The 16,089-nt window shown below is 72.8% G+C and carries 12 protein-coding genes; 9 read left to right on the top strand and 3 right to left on the bottom strand.

Annotated elements, in window-relative coordinates; genetic code table 11:
• Nucleotides 1-114 precede the first annotated feature (114 nt).
• Together B086_RS0138230 and B086_RS0138225 are read right to left on the bottom strand one after the other, a co-directional pair.
• Nucleotides 115-2,577 (bottom strand): MFS transporter, encoded by a 2,463-nt coding sequence (locus B086_RS0138230; RefSeq protein ID WP_018571725.1) that lies wholly within the window; start codon nt 2,575-2,577, stop codon nt 115-117.
• A gap of 176 nt (nt 2,578-2,753) precedes the next feature.
• Nucleotides 2,754-3,197: an SRPBCC family protein gene (locus B086_RS0138225; protein ID WP_018571724.1), complete on the bottom strand. Its 444-nt coding sequence runs from the start codon at nt 3,195-3,197 to the stop codon at nt 2,754-2,756.
• A gap of 204 nt (nt 3,198-3,401) precedes the next feature.
• Here B086_RS0138225 and B086_RS0138220 point away from each other — a divergent pair, with 204 nt between their 5' ends.
• The 3 genes from B086_RS0138220 to B086_RS0138210 all read left to right on the top strand — a co-directional run bounded on the left by B086_RS0138220 (nt 3,402) and on the right by B086_RS0138210 (nt 6,761).
• The gene (locus B086_RS0138220; protein WP_018571723.1) at nt 3,402-4,541 is read left to right on the top strand and encodes an Rv2578c family radical SAM protein; all 1,140 of its coding nucleotides are present in this window, start codon (nt 3,402-3,404) and stop codon (nt 4,539-4,541) included.
• A gap of 147 nt (nt 4,542-4,688) precedes the next feature.
• Nucleotides 4,689-6,296: an alpha/beta hydrolase gene (locus B086_RS0138215; protein WP_018571722.1), complete on the top strand. Its 1,608-nt coding sequence runs from the start codon at nt 4,689-4,691 to the stop codon at nt 6,294-6,296.
• A gap of 66 nt (nt 6,297-6,362) precedes the next feature.
• Nucleotides 6,363-6,761, top strand: coding sequence for a RidA family protein (locus B086_RS0138210; protein ID WP_018571721.1), 399 nt, complete (start codon nt 6,363-6,365; stop codon nt 6,759-6,761).
• Between the two features lie 182 nt (nt 6,762-6,943).
• Here the strand turns inward: B086_RS0138210 and B086_RS0138205 are convergent, their stop codons facing one another.
• Nucleotides 6,944-7,519 (bottom strand): adenylosuccinate lyase, encoded by a 576-nt coding sequence (locus tag B086_RS0138205; RefSeq protein ID WP_026253209.1) that lies wholly within the window; start codon nt 7,517-7,519, stop codon nt 6,944-6,946.
• A 407-nt stretch (nt 7,520-7,926) separates the two neighbouring features.
• Here B086_RS0138205 and B086_RS0138200 point away from each other — a divergent pair, with 407 nt between their 5' ends.
• From B086_RS0138200 to B086_RS0138175, 6 genes are all read left to right on the top strand, one after another.
• Nucleotides 7,927-9,732: a 3-hydroxyacyl-CoA dehydrogenase family protein gene (locus B086_RS0138200; RefSeq protein ID WP_018571719.1), complete on the top strand. Its 1,806-nt coding sequence runs from the start codon at nt 7,927-7,929 to the stop codon at nt 9,730-9,732.
• A gap of 199 nt (nt 9,733-9,931) precedes the next feature.
• Nucleotides 9,932-10,780 carry a TetR family transcriptional regulator gene (locus tag B086_RS0138195; RefSeq protein ID WP_037874709.1) on the top strand — a complete coding sequence of 283 codons (849 nt, stop codon included), beginning with the start codon at nt 9,932-9,934 and terminating at the stop codon, nt 10,778-10,780.
• Between the two features lie 401 nt (nt 10,781-11,181).
• The gene (gene ccrA, locus B086_RS0138190; protein WP_026253208.1) at nt 11,182-12,519 is read left to right on the top strand and encodes a crotonyl-CoA carboxylase/reductase; all 1,338 of its coding nucleotides are present in this window, start codon (nt 11,182-11,184) and stop codon (nt 12,517-12,519) included.
• Between the two features lie 7 nt (nt 12,520-12,526).
• On the top strand, nt 12,527-14,599 hold the full coding sequence (locus B086_RS0138185) for a protein meaA (protein ID WP_026253207.1): 2,073 nt from the start codon (nt 12,527-12,529) through the stop codon (nt 14,597-14,599).
• Nucleotides 14,596-15,570: an HpcH/HpaI aldolase/citrate lyase family protein gene (locus B086_RS0138180; RefSeq protein WP_018571715.1), complete on the top strand. Its 975-nt coding sequence runs from the start codon at nt 14,596-14,598 to the stop codon at nt 15,568-15,570. Before B086_RS0138185 ends, B086_RS0138180 begins: the two co-directional genes overlap by 4 nt.
• 5 nt (nt 15,571-15,575) lie before the next feature.
• Nucleotides 15,576-16,088 carry a MaoC family dehydratase gene (locus B086_RS0138175; protein ID WP_018571714.1) on the top strand — a complete coding sequence of 171 codons (513 nt, stop codon included), beginning with the start codon at nt 15,576-15,578 and terminating at the stop codon, nt 16,086-16,088.
• Nucleotide 16,089: the final 1 nt, after the last annotated feature.

Below are 16,089 nucleotides of genomic sequence, written 5' to 3'. Positions count from 1 at the left end.
ACCGCACGCCGGGGCGGCGGCCCGGGGCTCGACGGTACCGTGCCGCCGCGGCACCGGCCCGCGGGGCCCCGGGCCGCGCCGCCCGGGGCCCCTGGGACCCCCGGGCGGCTCGGGTCAGTCCTCGTGACCGAGCTGGAGATCGCGTTCGGTGCGTCCGCCGCCCGCGACCTGGAGCACCGTGGCGACCGGCGGATACCCGGCCGCGATCACGGTGTACTCGCCGGAGGACAGGTCCACGAACCGGAACGTTCCGTCGGGTCCGGTGGTGAGCGTGTCGACGACGTTGCCCGCCGCGTCGAGCAGGGTCACGCGCGCGTCCTCGACGGCCCGGCCGCCGCTCGCCCGTACGGTGCCGCGCAGCACGGCGCCGCCCGCCAGCTCGACGTCCTGGCGGGTCTCGCGGGCGGCCTGCACGCTGACCGGCAGGGCGGCCGGGCGGAAGGCGGGCGCGCTGGCGGCGAGGGTGTACTCCCCCGCGACCAGCTCCGTGATGACGTAGCCGCCCTCGCGTCCGCTGCGGGTGCTGGCGACGACCTCGCCGTGCACATTGGTGAGGGTGACGGTGGCCTCGCGCACCGGGCTGCCGTCCGCGGTGCACACGGTGCCCGCCAGGCGCCCGGCGCCGCCGAGGACCACGTCGAGTTCCACAGGGCGCTCACCGACGGTCACCGAGACGGCCTGCGGCTGGTGGCCCCCGGCCGAGGCGATCAGGACGTACGAGCCGCTGCCCGGCGTGGACAGCGCGTAGCGGCCGTCCTCGCCGCTCGCGCCCCGCCCCACCTGGAGGCCGCCGACGTCGATCAGCGTGAGGGCCGCGCGCGGCACGACGGTCCCGTCCGCGTGCTGCACCGTGCCGCACACGGGGATTCCGGCCGGGTGGGGCACCCGGGCCGGCGGCACGTCGGCGGGGACGTACGCCACCGGCTCGGTCTGGAAGGCGGCCGGGGCGTGGGGGTCGGCCGGGGCGTGGGTGTGGTGGGACACCAGCGGTTTCTCCTTGAGGAAGAAGGCGATGATCAGGCCGAGGACGAGCACCGGGACCAGATAGAGGAAGATGCGCGGCATGGCGTCGGCGTACGCCCGGATGTAGGCGTCGCGCAGGGCCGGCGGCAGCGCGCGGACCGTCTGGGGGGTGATCGACTCGGGGTCGGGGAGGGCGGCGCCCGCGCGCGCGGGCAGGCGCTCGCGCAGGGCGTCGGTGAGGCGGCCGGCGAAGAGGGTGCCGAAGACGGCGGCGCCGACGCTGCCGCCGATCTGCCGGAAGTAGTTGTTGGCGCTGGTGGCGGTGCCGAGGTCGGCGGGGCGCACGGAGTTCTGCACGGCGAGCACGAGGACCGGCATCACCAGGCCGATCCCGGCGCCGAGGACGGCCATCCACAGGCTGTACGCCGCGCGGGAGGTGTCGACCTCCAGACGGGACAGCAGCCACATGCCGACGGCGGACAGGGCGCTGCCGAGCAGCGGGTACATCCGGTAGCGGCCGGTGTGGCTGATGAGCTGCCCGGAGACGATCGACGCCACCACGATGCCGCCCATCATGGGCAGCATCAGCAGTCCGGACTCGGTGGCCGAGGCGCCGTCGACCATCTGGAGGAAGGTCGGCAGATAGCTGGCCGCGCCGAACAGGGCGACGCCGATGACCAGGCCGACCAGGCCGCTGATGTTGAAGACGGAGTCGCGGAAGAGCCGCAGCGGGATCAGGGGCTCGGCGGCGAAGCGCTCGGCGACGACGAAGAGGACGGTGGCCGCGGCGGCGCCCGCGCCCAGGCCGAGGATGACCCGGGACCCCCAGGCGTACTCCGTGCCGCCCCAGCTGGTCAGCAGGACCGCGCAGGTGGAGGCGGCGCCGAGCAGCAGGGTGCCGAGGTAGTCGAAGCGTGCCCTGGTGCGCGGCCGGGGCAGCTTCAGCACCAGGGTGACGACGAGCAGCGTGACCAGACCGAAGGGCACGTTGACGTAGAAGCACCAGCGCCAGGAGAGGTGGTCGGTGAAGTAGCCGCCGAGCAGGGGCCCGGCGACGGAGGCCAGTCCGAAGGCGGCGCCGATGAGCCCCATGAACCGGCCGCGCTGCCGGGGCGGCACGATGTCCGCGATGATCGCCTGGACGCCGATCATCAGACCGCCGGCGCCGAGCCCCTGCACGGCGCGGTAGGCGATCAGCTGGTCCATGGTCTGCGCCCGGCCGGCCAGCGCGGAGCCGATGACGAAGACCGCGATGGCGAACTGGAAGACGCCCTTGCGGCCGACCAGGTCGCCGAGCTTGCCGTAGACGGGCAGTCCCACGGTGGCCGTGAGCAGATAGGCGGTGATCGCCCACGACATCTTGTCCAGGCCGTGCAGTTCCCCGACGACCTTGGGGAGCGCGGTGGCGACGATCATCTGGTCCAGGGCGGCCAGCAGCAGCGCGAGCATCAGACCGACGAAGACCAGCCGGACCCGGCGCGGGCCGAAGGCATCGGCGCCGGCCGGGGGCGCGGCAAGGTCCGGGCCGGCCGCGACGGGATGCGGACCGGTCGCGGCGCGGGTCCCGGCCCGCGCCACGACCGGTTCGTCCTGCGCCAGAGTGATCCCGCCCACGTGTCCTTCTCCCTCGTCGCACCGTCGCGCTCGTCGCACTCGCGCGGATTGCGCGCGTGAAGCGACAACTACGGACAGCGCGCCGGGTTACGGCGCCGGGCGGGGCGGTACGGAGATCACCCGAACCGGTGAAGGGGCCAACACGGGCCCGGAAGAGGCGAGTTGCCCCGGTGGTGCTACTTCTCCACCTCGGTGGCGAGGTTGGCGAGCAGGGCTTCGTAGATCCGGCCGAGGCCCTTGGGGGCGAACGTCTTCTCGAAGAAGCCGCCGATGCCGCCGGCGCCCTGCCAGGTGGTGGCGACGACGACCCGGGAGCTGCCCTCGCCCGCCGGGGTGACCCGCCAGGTGGTGACCATGGACGAGTTGCGGTCCTTCTCGACCAGTTCGCCGTCGGTGGGCTCGCTGACCTCCAGGAGGCAGTCGCGGATCCGCTTGCTGGTGGCCTGGAGCTTCCAGTGGACGAGGGTGCCCTCGCCGTCGCCGCCCTCGCGCACCTCGTACTCGCTGAAGTGCTGGGGCAGCAGCCGCCCGCGGGTGCCGCTGTAGTCGGCGAGGGCGTCGAACACCTTCTCCGCGTCCGCCGCGACGACCCGCTCCGTAGTGGCCTCGACCTGCGCCATGGGGTTCCTCCAGGACATCCGTTCTCAGGGTGGGGGGCCAGCCAACCACCCCGCTCACCGGGCCCCCAAATCGGGGGGCGGCAAGTGATCGGACCCGGCGCACGGAGCGATCGCGAACGGTGCCGGAACGGCCCGGCCGCGGTCGTCCGCACGATCAAGGGAACAAGTGTTCTATTCTGTGGCCAGTGCTACCGAGGAGGCGTCATGCGCTGGGACAACCTCACAGCGGGCCCCGTGAACCCCGAAGACCCGGCGGACCCGGCGGACCCGGCGGACCCCGCAGAACCGGCGGGCTCCCGGGACCCCGGCGAGCCCGCCGTCGAACACGGCCGGGCGGACGCGGCACTGTTCGGCGCCGACGCGGTCACGACCCGCACGTTCGACACCCCGGAATTCGCCGGGATCACCTTCCACGAGGTCCGGGCCCGTTCGATCCTCAACCGGGTGCCCGGCGCCTCCCGGATGCCGTTCGAATGGACGGTCAACCCCTACCGGGGCTGCACGCACGCGTGCGTCTACTGCTTCGCCCGCAAGACGCACAGCTATCTGGACCTGGACACGGGCCTCGGCTTCGACACCCAGATCGTGGTCAAGGTGAACGCCCCCGAGCTGCTGCGCCGCCAGCTCTCCGCCCGCCGCTGGCAGGGCGAGCACATCGCGATGGGCACCAACGTCGACTGCTACCAGCGCGCCGAGGGCCGCTACCGGCTGATGCCGGGCATCATCTCCGCGCTGCGCGACCACGCGAACCCGTTCTCGATCCTGACCAAGGGCACGCTGATCCTGCGCGACCTCGATCTGCTGAAGCAGGCCGCCGAGGTCACCGACGTGGGCATCTCGGTCTCCGTGGGCTTCACCGACCCCGGGCTGTGGCGCACCGTGGAGCCGGGCACGCCCGCGCCGGAACGCCGTCTGGACGTCGTGCGCACCCTCGGCGAGCACGGCATCGGCTGCGGGGTGCTGATGGCGCCGGTGATCCCCTTCCTCGGCGACGACCCGGCCCAGCTGCGGGCCACGGTGCGGGCGATCGCGGCGGCGGGCGCCACCTCCGTCACACCGCTGACGCTGCACCTGCGGCCCGGCGCCCGCGAATGGTTCATGGCCTGGCTCGCCGCGCACCACCCGCATCTGGTGCGCCGCTACGAGCGTTTGTACGCCGACGGCTCCTACGCCCCCAAGTGGTACCAGCGCCGCATCACCCGCCAGGTGCACGAACTGGCCCAGGAGTACGGCATCGGGCCCGCGCGCGCGGGAGCGGCCCGCCGCATCCGCCCGGACCGGCCGCTCCCGCACCCGGCGGACACGGCCGGGCCGAGCGAACCCGTGCAGCTCTCGCTCCTCTGAGACGGTGCCGGTGATCGTTCGAGGGCACCGGCCGGACCAATCGGGTCAATAAGGTTCATAATGCGGCGCACCGGAGGCGCTTTCCGGGACGATGCGGCGAGGATCGCGGGACGCGCGGTCCGCAGCCTCTCCGTCCTGGGAGGACGCATGAGAAGACGCGCCGCCGTACTGTGCGGTGCCGCGCTCGTCGTGGCCGGCTCCGTCACCGCCGCCCCCGCCGACGCGCGCACCGCGCGGTCCGCAGCCACCGCCCCGGCCGCCGGGGTCGCCTGGAAGAAGTGCGGCACCACCGACCGTCCGACCCTCCAGTGCGGCACCGTGCGGGTGCCGCTGGACCGCCGCGACCCGTCCGGGCGGCAGATCTCGCTGGCCCTGACCCGCATCCCGCACACCGCGCGGACCTCTCAGGGCCCGCTGCTGGTCAACCCCGGCGGCCCCGGGGGCAGCGGGCTCTCGCTCGCCGGCTTCGTCGCCTCGTCGCTGCCCGAGGCGGTCGCGGCCCAGTACGACGTCATCGGCTTCGACCCGCGCGGGGTGGGCGAGAGCGGCCCGGCGCTGGACTGCGCGCCGGGCCACTTCAAGGCGGTGCGCCCGGACTCGGTGCCCGCCACCCCGGCCCTCGAACAGGCCGGTCTCGCACGGGTGCGCTCCTTCGCCGACGCCTGCGCGCGCAAGTACGCGAGCGTGCTGCCCCACATCGACACCGTGGACGCGGCCCGGGACATGGACGCCGTCCGCGAGGCCCTCGGGGCGCCGCGGCTCAGCTATTTCGGCTACTCCTACGGCACCTACCTCGGCGCGGTGTACGCCAAGCTGTATCCGCACCGGGTGCGCCGCCTGGTGCTCGACTCGATCGTCGACCCGGCCGGGGTCTGGTACGAGGACAACCTCCGGCAGGACGTGGCGTTCGACGCCCGCCACCGGGCGTTTTTGGCCTGGGTCGCCCGCAACGACGCCGCCTACGGGCTGGGCACCGATCCGGCGGCGGTCGAGGCGAAGTGGTACGCGATGCGGGCGGCGCTCGCGCGCGAGCCCGCGGGCGGGAAGGTGGGCGCCTCCGAACTGGAGGACACCTTCATGCCCGGCGGCTACTACAACGGCTACTGGCCGCTGCTCGCCCAGGCGTTCGCCGCGTACGCGAGGGACGGGAAGAGCGACGCGCTGGTCGCGGCCTACGACGACCTCGGCGCCGTGGACGCCTCCGGGGACAACGGCTACAGCGTCTACACGGCGGTGCAGTGCCGCGACGCCGCCTGGCCGCGCGACTGGCGGCAGTGGCGCGCGGACACCTGGGCGGTGCACGACAAGGCGCCGTTCATGGCCTGGAACAACGCCTGGTACAACGCACCGTGCGCGTTCTGGCCGGTCCCCGCCGAGCGTCCGGTGGACATCGCCAACGACGCGCTGCCGCCGGTGCTGCTGTTCCAGGCGACCGACGACGCCGCCACGCCGTACGAGGGCGGGGTGCGGGTGCACCGGATGCTGGCCGGGTCCCGGCTGGTCGTCGAGGAGGGCGGCGGCAACCACGGCATCACCCTGAGCGGGAACGCCTGCCTGGACGGGCAGTTGGCGGCGTATCTGCGCGACGGCACCGTGCCGCGCGCCCGGGGCGGCGCGGTGGCCGACGCCGTGTGCCCGAGGACGCCCGACCCGAAGCCGCTGAGCGGCAAGGCCGCGGCGGCGGTGCCCGCGCACGGCACGGGCGGGGCGCGCGGGGCCGCGGCCCTGCACGACCTGGTCCGCTTCCGCGGCTGACCACCTGACGCACCCTCGGGGCGGGGGCGGGGCCCGGCTGTCACACCCATGGTCCACCATGGGGACATGAACGAGCTGACCAGGATCCCCGCACCCGAGGGCGTCGCCCCCGCACCCGCGTACTCCCATGTCGTCATGGGCACCGGCCGCCTCGTCGCCGTCTCGGGCCAGCTCGCCCTGGACGAGGACGGGCGGCTGGTCGGCGAGGGCGACCCGGCGGCCCAGGCCCGCCAGGTCTTCGAGAACCTGCGCCGCTGCCTGGCCGCCGCGGGCGCCGGCTTCGACGACGTCGTCAAACTCACCTACTTCGTCACGGACATCGCCCACCTCCCCGCCGTCCGCACGGCCCGCGCCGCCCACATACCCGACGACCGCCTCCCCGCCTCCTCCGCCGTCCAGGTCGCCGCCTTGGTGCGCCCCGAATTCCTGATGGAGATCGAGGCGTTCGCGGTGGTGAGCGGATGAGCGGAGCCCGGCTGCGCGAGGCCGCACCGCGATGCGCCCTCCCCACGCGGCGGGACGGCTGGGCGGTCGGCCCCGCTGCTGCGGGACGGTGAAGTCACCACCGCAGACACCGAGTCGCGCAGCCGCGCCCGAGGTGCGGCGCAGCCGGGGGCCGAGCGGCTGAGACGGCGGCTGAGACGGGGTCAGCCGCGTCTCGGGAGGCGGGCCAGGGCGTGGACCGCCGCTTCGGCCAGCGGCGGGTGGGCCAGGGCCTCGTCGAGGACCGGGCGGGCGCGGGCGTCGCCCAGGGCGCCGAGGCCCTCCACACAGGCCAGCGCCACCCGGCGGTAGGGGTCGTGCGGGCGCAGCCGGCGGCGCAGGGTGGTGATCAGCGCGGGCACGGACTCGGGGGCGCGCAGGGTGACGAGCAGCCGCACGGGGTGCAGGGCGTAGGCGACGCGGAGTTCGTTGGTGGCGAGGGCCGCCGCCGCGCGGGCCGTGCGGGGGTCGCCGAGGCGGGCCAGGGCGTACGCGGCGCTCGCGCAGCGCGGCGGGTCGCGGTGGTTGAGCAGCAGGACGAGGGACTCGAAGGCGCGCCGGTCACCCGCGAGTCCCAGCCGGAACGCGGCCAGTTCCCTGGCCCACAGCGGCCGTCCCGCGGCGGTCAGGACGGCGGCCAGGTCGTCCGGGTCCTCGGTCCGCGCCAGTTGCCGGTACTCGGCCGTCCCTCCGGACTCCTGCCGTAAGCGTTCCGTGAGTGATCGCAACTCTTCGTCCACGAAGGCCACGATAGAGGCGTGCCGGGCCGCACGGGACACCCCGCGCGCAGCAAACTCAGGGGGGTAGCGCGCTCGTTACCCACGGGTTAAGCTCAGACGAGCGAGTTACCCACTCGTGTCGACTCGCGGCGGCCTGGTGACGCAGCCACCGCGAGCGCTGTCGGTCCGGTGCCCCTGGTACCGGCGCGTGTTCCGCTGTACGACCCGGCTCCGGGACAGAGCCGGCCGGCCTCGTGCCGCACGGACGTGTGCGCGTCCGCGGCGCGGGCTCCCGGGCGTGTGCGCCAGGACCTGACGGTCCCCGGCAGCCCGGCAACACCCGCACCCTCTCCCTCCGCACCCGGTGCGCCCGCGCGGCGCACCGGGTCGCGCTCCCAGTCGTCACCCCTCATTCCTGGAGTCCCGCGATGGCCGCTCCCCGCCCCGACACCCCTCTGTCCCCGTTCAAGACCGTGGCCGTCGTCGGCCTCGGCACCATGGGCACCGGCATCACCGAGGTCCTGGCCCGCGCCGGCCGCGAGGTCGTCGGCATCGATATCGACGAGGCCGCCACCGCCCGGTCCGTCGCCGCCCTGGAGTCCTCCACCGCCCGCGCCGTGGCGCGCGGACGGCTGACCGAGCAGGAGCGCGTGGACGTCCTCGCCCGCGTGCGCACCTCGGCCGACCTGTCCGCCGCCGCCGACGCCGACCTGGTCATCGAGGTCGCGCCGGAGTCGTACGAGATCAAGCAGCAGATCTTCCGTGAGCTGGACCGCGTCGTGCGGCCCGGGACCATCCTGGCGACCGGCACCAACGCGCTGTCGGTGACCCGGCTCGCCGCCGACTCGGCACGCCCCGAGCGCGTGCTCGGCCTGCACTTCTTCAACCCGGCCCCGGCGATGCGGCTGGTGGAGGTGGTCTCCTCGGTTCTGACCGCGCCGCAGGCCGTCGCCGCCGTCACCGACCTCGCCGCCGAACTGGGCAAGGAGCCGGTCGCGGTCGGCGACCGGCCCGGATTCGTCGCCGACGGGCTGCTGTTCGGCTACCTCAACCAGGCCGCCGCGATGTACGAGGCCAAGTACGCCTCCCGCGAGGACATCGACGCCGCGATGCGGCTCGGCTGCGGCCTGCCGATGGGCCCGCTCGCCCTGCTCGACCTGATCGGCGTGGACACCGCGCGCACCGTCCTGGAGGCCATGTACGCCGCCTCGCACGACCGGCTGCACGCGCCCGCGCCCATCCTCAGGCAGCTCAGCGAGGCGGGTCTGACCGGCCGCAAGGCGGGCCGCGGCTTCTACACCTACGAGTCGCCGGGCAGCGGCACCCTCGTGCGGGACGCCCTCACCCCGCCGGAGGGCGACGCGCCCGCCCCCGGCCGGCCCGTGCGCGTGATCGGGGTGGCCGGCTCGGGCACCATGGCGTCGGGCATCGCCGAGGTGTTCGCGAAGGCGGGCTACGAGGTCGTGCTCGCCGCGCGCACCGCCGGGAAGGCGGAGGCGGCCAGGGCCCGCATCGGCGGGTCGCTGGCGCGCTCGGTGGACCGGGGCCGGATGAGCGCCGAGATCGCCGCGCAGGCCCTCGACCGGATCACGGCCACCGGCACGTACGACGACTTCGCGGACGTCGATCTGGCGGTGGAGGCCGTCGCCGAGGACCTGGCCGTCAAGCAGCAGGTGTTCGCGACGCTGGACAAGGTCTGCAAGCCGGGCGCGGTGCTCGCCACCACCACGTCCTCGCTGCCGGTGATCGCCTGTGCCCGTGCCACCTCGCGCCCGCAGGACGTGGTCGGCATGCACTTCTTCAACCCGGCCCCGGCCATGAAGCTGGTCGAGGTGGTGCGCACGGTGCTGACGGCGGACGACACCCACGCCACGGTCCGCGGGGTGTGCGCCGAGGTCCGCAAGCACCCGGTGGACTGCGGCGACCGGGCCGGTTTCATCGTCAACGCGCTGCTGTTCCCGTACCTCAACAACGCGATCAAGATGGTCCAGGAGCACTACGCCAGCCTCGACGACATCGACGCGGCGATGAAGCTGGGCGGCGGCTATCCGATGGGGCCCTTCGAGCTGCTGGACGTGGTCGGTCTGGACGTCTCGCTGGCCATCGAGAAGGTGCTGCACCGCGAGTTCCGCGACCCGGGCCTGGCCCCGGCGCCCCTGCTGGAGCATCTGGTGGCCGCGGGCTGCCTCGGCCGCAAGACGGGCCGCGGCTTCCGCGAACATGCCCGGCGCTGACCGCTCCGGCGGCCGGTCCCGGCCCGCGGACGGACGGCCGCGGCCGGGAGAGGAGCGGTGCGGGCCGGGCGGCGAGCGGTTCCGGGCCGCGAGGGAGTGGGGCGGTCTGCTGGACCCGGCCGCCCCGCCCCCGCCCGCCGGGGGCGGTGAAGGCCGGGGACCTGCGCATCGGGCCGCGCCCATGCAGTACGTTCAGGTCATGCCCCAGCCCGCCAAGTCCTCACGCACCCCCGCCACGTCCGACGCGCCGGAGAGCGCCGCGGGCTCCCGCGCCGCCGCGCAACGGCTCAAGATGCGCCGGGAGCTGGCCGCCGCCGCGATGGAGCTGTTCGCGACGAAGGGGTACGAGGCGACCACGGTCGACGAGATCGCCGCGGCGGCCGGGGTCGCCCGCCGTACCTTCTTCCGCCACTTCCGCTCCAAGGAAGAGGCGATCTTCCCCGACCACGACGACACCCTGATCCGGGCCGAGGCGGTGCTGAACGCCGCCCCCGCGCACGAGCATCCGCTCGACACGGTGTGCCGCGGCATCAAGGAGGTCATGAAGATGTACGCGGCGCGGCCGGAGATCTCGGTCGCCCGCTACAAGCTGACCCGCGAGGTGCCCACGCTGCGCGAGGCGGAGATCGCCTCGGTGGCCCGCTACGAGCGGCTGTTCACCCGCTATCTGCTGGGGCACTTCGACGAGCGGGCGCACGCCGACGACGCCAACGACGATCCGCTGCTGGCCGAGGTCGCCGCCTCGGCGGTGGTCACGGCGCACAACCACGTGCTGCGGCGCTGGCTGCGGGCGGACGGCCAGGGCGACGTGGAGACCCAGCTCGACCACGCGTTCGCGATCGTCCGCAGGACCTTCGGGACCGGGATCGGGGCCGGCCGTACGACCACGGCGACAGCCGCCTCCGCCCCCTCGGCCGGGGCACCCGGAGCGCCCGTGCCGCCCGCGGCCGCCTCCCGGCAGGGCGAGGTGCTGGTGACGGTCGCCCGGACCGACGCCCCGCTGGACGAGGTCATGCGCGCCATCGAGGAGGCGCTGAAGGAGCGCTGAGCCAGACCGCTGTGACAACGGCCACCCCCTCGGGGTGGCCGTTTTGGTGTGTCCGGGCCTGTTTTCGAGCGGTCCTCCACCCGCACACGATCGATCATCGCTCATCTGTCGGGTAAAGATTTCACCTGAGCGCAATATCTGGCACTCAGTGCCTTGTCAGCTGACACGGGGTGTCATACGTTGAGGGTGTCCGGGCTGTCCCGGCAGGCCCACCGCCTGCGCGCCCGGACGCCTGCGTCACAGGCACCCTCCCGCGCCACAAAGCGCCGCCACGCACCAGCCGCCGCACCCGCGGCACCCGCCGGACCGACGGCACCCTCCTCTGCACCCCTCAGCAGCACCGACGTACCCCTCAGCGCCCCTCCCTCAGGGCGCTCACCGCCGGAGGCAACACCGTGACCGTGAAGGACATCCTGGACGCGATCCAGTCCCCGGACGCCACGTCCGCCGACTTCGCCGCCCTGCCGCTCCCCGAGTCGTACCGCGCCATCACCGTGCACAAGGACGAGACGGAGATGTTCGCCGGGCTGGAGACCCGCGACAAGGACCCGCGCAAGTCGCTGCACCTCGACGATGTGCCCCTGCCCGAACTCGGGCCGGGCGAGGCCCTGGTGGCCGTCATGGCCTCCTCGGTCAACTACAACTCGGTGTGGACCTCGATCTTCGAGCCGCTGTCCACGTTCGGCTTCCTGGAGCGCTACGGCAAGGTCAGCGAGCTGACCCGCCGTCACGACCTGCCGTACCACATCATCGGTTCCGACCTGGCGGGCGTGGTCCTGCGCACCGGGCCCGGTGTCAACGCCTGGCACCCCGGCGACGAGGTCGTCGCACACTGCCTGTCCGTCGAACTGGAGTCGTCCGACGGCCACAACGACACCATGCTCGACCCCGAGCAGCGCATCTGGGGCTTCGAGACCAACTTCGGCGGCCTGGCGGAGCTCGCACTGGTGAAGTCCAACCAGCTCATGCCCAAGCCGGACCACCTCAGCTGGGAGGAGGCCGCCGCCCCCGGCCTGGTCAACTCCACCGCCTACCGCCAGCTTGTCTCCCGCAACGGCGCCGGCATGAAGCAGGGCGACAACGTGCTCATCTGGGGCGCGAGCGGCGGACTCGGCTCGTACGCCACGCAGTTCGCGCTGGCCGGCGGCGCCACCCCGATCTGTGTCGTCTCCTCGCCGCAGAAGGCCGAGCTGTGCCGGGCGATGGGCGCCGAGGCGATCATCGACCGCACCGCCGAGGACTTCCGGTTCTGGAGGAACGAGCACGAGCAGGACCCGCGCGAGTGGAAGCGCTTCGGCAAGCGCATCCGCGAACTCACCGGCGGCGAGGACGTCGACATCGTCTTCGAGCACCCCGGCCGCGAGACCTTCGGCGCCTCCGTCTACGTCACCCGCAAGGGCGGCACCATCGTCACCTGCGCCTCCACCTCGGGCTACCACCACGAGTACGACAACCGCTACCTGTGGATGTCGCTGAAGCGCATCATCGGCTCGCACTTCGCCAACTACCGCGAGGCGTGGGAGGCCAACCGCCTGATCGCCAAGGGGAAGATCCACCCGACGCTCTCCAAGGTCTACTCCCTGGAGGACACCGGGCAGGCCGCCCACGACGTGCACCGCAACGCCCACCAGGGCAAGGTCGGCGTGCTCTGCATGGCCCCCGAGGAGGGCCTCGGGGTGCGCGACACGGAGCTGCGCGCCCGGCACGCCGACGCCATCAACCGCTTCCGGAACGTCTGAGGGACCCATGACTGAGCGTCAGACCGCGCAGCCGCCGAAGGAGCGCGACCGCCCCTGGCTCATGCGCACCTACGCCGGCCACTCCACGGCCGAGGCGTCCAACGAGCTGTACCGGCGCAACCTCGCCAAGGGCCAGACCGGTCTGTCGGTCGCGTTCGACCTGCCGACGCAGACCGGCTACGACCCCGACCACATCCTCGCGCGCGGCGAGGTCGGCCGGGTCGGTGTGCCGGTCGCGCATCTCGGTGACATGCGCCGGCTGTTCCGGGACATCCCCCTGGAGCAGATGAACACCTCGATGACCATCAACGCCACCGCGATGTGGCTGCTGGCGCTCTACCAGGTCGTCGCCGAGGAGCAGGGCGCGGACATCACCCGGCTCCAGGGCACGACGCAGAACGACATCGTCAAGGAGTACCTGTCCCGGGGCACCCATGTGTTCCCGCCGGGTCCCTCGCTGCGCCTGACCACGGACATGATCGCGTACACGGTCTCCCACATCCCCCGGTGGAACCCGATCAACATCTGTAGCTACCACCTCCAGGAGGCCGGGGCCACGCCGGTGCAGGAGATCGCGTACGCGATGTCCACGGCGATCGCCGTCCTGGACGCGGTGCGCGACAGCGGCCAGGTGCCGCCGGAGCGCATGGGCGAGGTGGTGGGCCGGATCTCCTTCTTCGTCAACGCGGGGGTCCGCTTCATCGAGGAGATGTGCAAGATGCGCGCCTTCGGCCGCATCTGGGACCAGGTCACCCGGGAGCGCTACGGCATCGAGAACCCCAGGCACCGCCGCTTCCGCTACGGCGTCCAGGTCAACTCGCTCGGCCTGACCGAGGCGCAGCCGGAGAACAACGTCCAGCGGATCGTGCTGGAGATGCTGGCCGTCACCCTCTCCAAGGACGCCCGCGCCCGCGCCGTGCAACTGCCGGCCTGGAACGAGGCCCTGGGCCTGCCCCGCCCCTGGGACCAGCAGTGGTCGCTGCGCATCCAGCAGGTGCTCGCCTACGAGTCCGACCTGCTGGAGTACGACGACATCTTCGAGGGCTCGAAGGTGATCGAGACGAAGGTGGACGAGCTGGTCCGCACGGTGCTCGGCGAGATGGACCACATCCAGCGCCTCGGCGGCGCGCTGGCCGCCGTGGAGTCCGGCTATCTGAAGTCGCAGCTGGTCGCCTCGCACGCCGAGCGCCGGGGCCGGATCGAGTCCGGTCAGGAGAAGATCATCGGCGTCAACATCTTCGAGGGCACCGAGCCGAACCCGCTCACCGCCGATCTCGGCACCGCGATCCAGACGGTGGACCCGGCGGTCGAGGACCGGGTGGTCGGGGCGGTCGAGGAGTGGCGCACCACGCGCCAGGAGTCCTCCGACCGGCAGGGCATGGGCGATCCGTTCCACTTCCCGACCGTGCGGCAGGCGCTCGACCGGCTCAAGGAGGCGGCCGCGGGCACGGAGAACCTGATGGAGGCCACCCTGGAGTGCGCCCGCGCCGGGGTGACGACCGGCGAGTGGGCCGGGGCGCTGCGCGAGGTGTTCGGCGAGTTCCGGGCGCCGACCGGGGTGTCGTCCGCGCCGGTGGCCGTCACCGCCGAGGAGGGCTCGGCCCTGTCCGGGGTGCGCCGCAAGGTGGACGCGACCGCGCGCGAGCTGGGCGTGGGCAAGCTGCGCTTCCTGGTCGGCAAGCCGGGTCTGGACGGCCACTCCAACGGCGCCGAGCAGATCGCCGTACGGGCCCGCGACGCCGGGTTCGAGGTGGTCTACCAGGGCATCCGGCTCACCCCGGAGCAGATCGTGGACGCGGCGCTCGCCGAGGACGTGCACGCGGTGGGCCTGTCCATCCTGTCCGGCTCGCACGCGCGGCTGGTGCCGGACGTGCTGGAGCGGCTGCGTGTGGCCGGTGCCACAGACATCCCGGTGATCGCCGGTGGCATCATCCCAGGCGGTGACGCCGAACAGCTGAGGGCCGCCGGAGTGGCCGCCGTCTTCACCCCGAAGGACTTCGACATCACCGGCATCATCGGTCGCATCGTCGACGAGATCCGGAAAGCGAACAAGCTCGACCCCCTGGAGGTTCCCGTATGACCAGCCCCGCTCCCCAGGCCGACCGACTGCGTCCGCGGCGCTCGTGCCTGGCCGTCCCGGGCAGCAACCCGCGCTTCCTGGAGAAGGCGCAGGGACTCCCCGCCGACCAGGTCTTCCTGGACCTGGAGGACGCGTGCGCACCGCTGGCCAAGCCCGAGGCGCGGCACACCATCGTCAAGTTCCTCAACGAGGGCGACTGGACGGGCAAGACGCGGGTGGTCCGGGTCAACGACTGGACGACCGAGTGGACGTACCGGGACGTCGTCACCGTGGTGGAGGGCGCCGGCCAGAACCTGGACTGCGTCATGCTGCCGAAGGTGCAGAGCGCCCAGCAGGTGGTGGCGCTCGACCTGCTGCTGACGCAGATCGAGAAGACCATGGGCTTCGCGGTGGGCCGTATCGGCATCGAGGCGCAGATCGAGAACGCGCAGGGCCTCAACCACGTCAACGAGATCGCCGCGGCCTCCCCGCGCCTGGAGACGATCGTCTTCGGCCCGGCCGACTTCATGGCCTCCATCAACATGAAGACGCTGGTCGTGGGCGAGCAGCCGCCGGGCTACCCGGCGGACGCCTACCACTACATCCTGATGAAGATCCTGATGGCCGCCCGCGCCCACGACCTCCAGGCGATCGACGGCCCCTACCTCCAGATCCGCGACGTCGACGGCTTCCGCACGGTCGCGGGACGCGCCGCCGCGCTCGGCTTCGACGGCAAGTGGGTGCTGCACCCCGGCCAGGTCGAGGCCGCCAACGAGGTCTTCTCGCCCTCGCAGGAGGACTACGACCACGCCGAGCTGATCCTGGACGCGTACGCGTACTGCACGTCCGAGGCGGGCGGCAGGAAGGGCTCGGCGATGCTCGGCGACGAGATGATCGACGAGGCCAGCCGCAAGATGGCCCTGGTCGTGGCGGGCAAGGGCCGGGCGGCCGGGATGCGGCGCACGTCGAAGTTCGAGATCCCGGAGGGCTGAGCGCGATGCAGTTCGGACGCACCTACGAGGAGTTCGAGGTCGGCGCGGTCTACAAGCACTGGCCCGGCAAGACGGTCACCGAGTACGACGACCATCTGTTCTGTCTGCTCACCATGAACCACCACCCGCTCCACCTGGACGCGCACTACGCCGAGTCGACGACGGACTTCGGCAGGAACGTCGTCGTGGGCAACTACATCTACTCGCTGCTGCTCGGCATGTCCGTGCCGGACGTCTCGGGCAAGGCGATCGCCAACCTGGAGATCGAGTCGCTCCGGCACGTGGCGCCGACCTTCCACGGCGACACGCTCTACGGCGAGACGACGGTGCTGGACAAGTGGCCGTCGAAGTCGAAGGACGACCGCGGCATCGTGCACGTCGAGACCAGGGGCCACAAGCAGGACGGCACCCTCGTGTGCGTCTTCCGCCGCAAGGTGATGGTGCCGACCGAGACGTACATCAAGGAGCGGGGCGGCGAGCAGCCGGGCCGCCCGGAGCCGAAGGCACAGGAGAAGTAGA

Origin of the sequence: Streptomyces sp. PsTaAH-124 (genome assembly GCF_000373685.1) — a bacterium.
Lineage (GTDB): Bacteria > Actinomycetota > Actinomycetes > Streptomycetales > Streptomycetaceae > Streptomyces > Streptomyces andamanensis.
The sequence above is the reverse complement of the archived record's forward strand: the minus strand, read 5'-3'. Positions and strand labels throughout refer to the sequence as shown.

Coding starts and splice junctions, on each gene's coding strand:
- B086_RS0138225 (WP_018571724.1), bottom strand. CDS start 3,197: ATGGCGCAGGTCGAGGCCACTACGGAGCGGGTCGTCGCGGCGGACGCG.
- B086_RS0138220 (WP_018571723.1), top strand. CDS start 3,402: ATGCGCTGGGACAACCTCACAGCGGGCCCCGTGAACCCCGAAGACCCG.
- B086_RS0138215 (WP_018571722.1), top strand. CDS start 4,689: ATGAGAAGACGCGCCGCCGTACTGTGCGGTGCCGCGCTCGTCGTGGCC.
- B086_RS0138210 (WP_018571721.1), top strand. CDS start 6,363: ATGAACGAGCTGACCAGGATCCCCGCACCCGAGGGCGTCGCCCCCGCA.
- B086_RS0138200 (WP_018571719.1), top strand. CDS start 7,927: ATGGCCGCTCCCCGCCCCGACACCCCTCTGTCCCCGTTCAAGACCGTG.
- B086_RS0138195 (WP_037874709.1), top strand. CDS start 9,932: ATGCCCCAGCCCGCCAAGTCCTCACGCACCCCCGCCACGTCCGACGCG.
- B086_RS0138185 (WP_026253207.1), top strand. CDS start 12,527: ATGACTGAGCGTCAGACCGCGCAGCCGCCGAAGGAGCGCGACCGCCCC.
- B086_RS0138180 (WP_018571715.1), top strand. CDS start 14,596: ATGACCAGCCCCGCTCCCCAGGCCGACCGACTGCGTCCGCGGCGCTCG.
- B086_RS0138175 (WP_018571714.1), top strand. CDS start 15,576: ATGCAGTTCGGACGCACCTACGAGGAGTTCGAGGTCGGCGCGGTCTAC.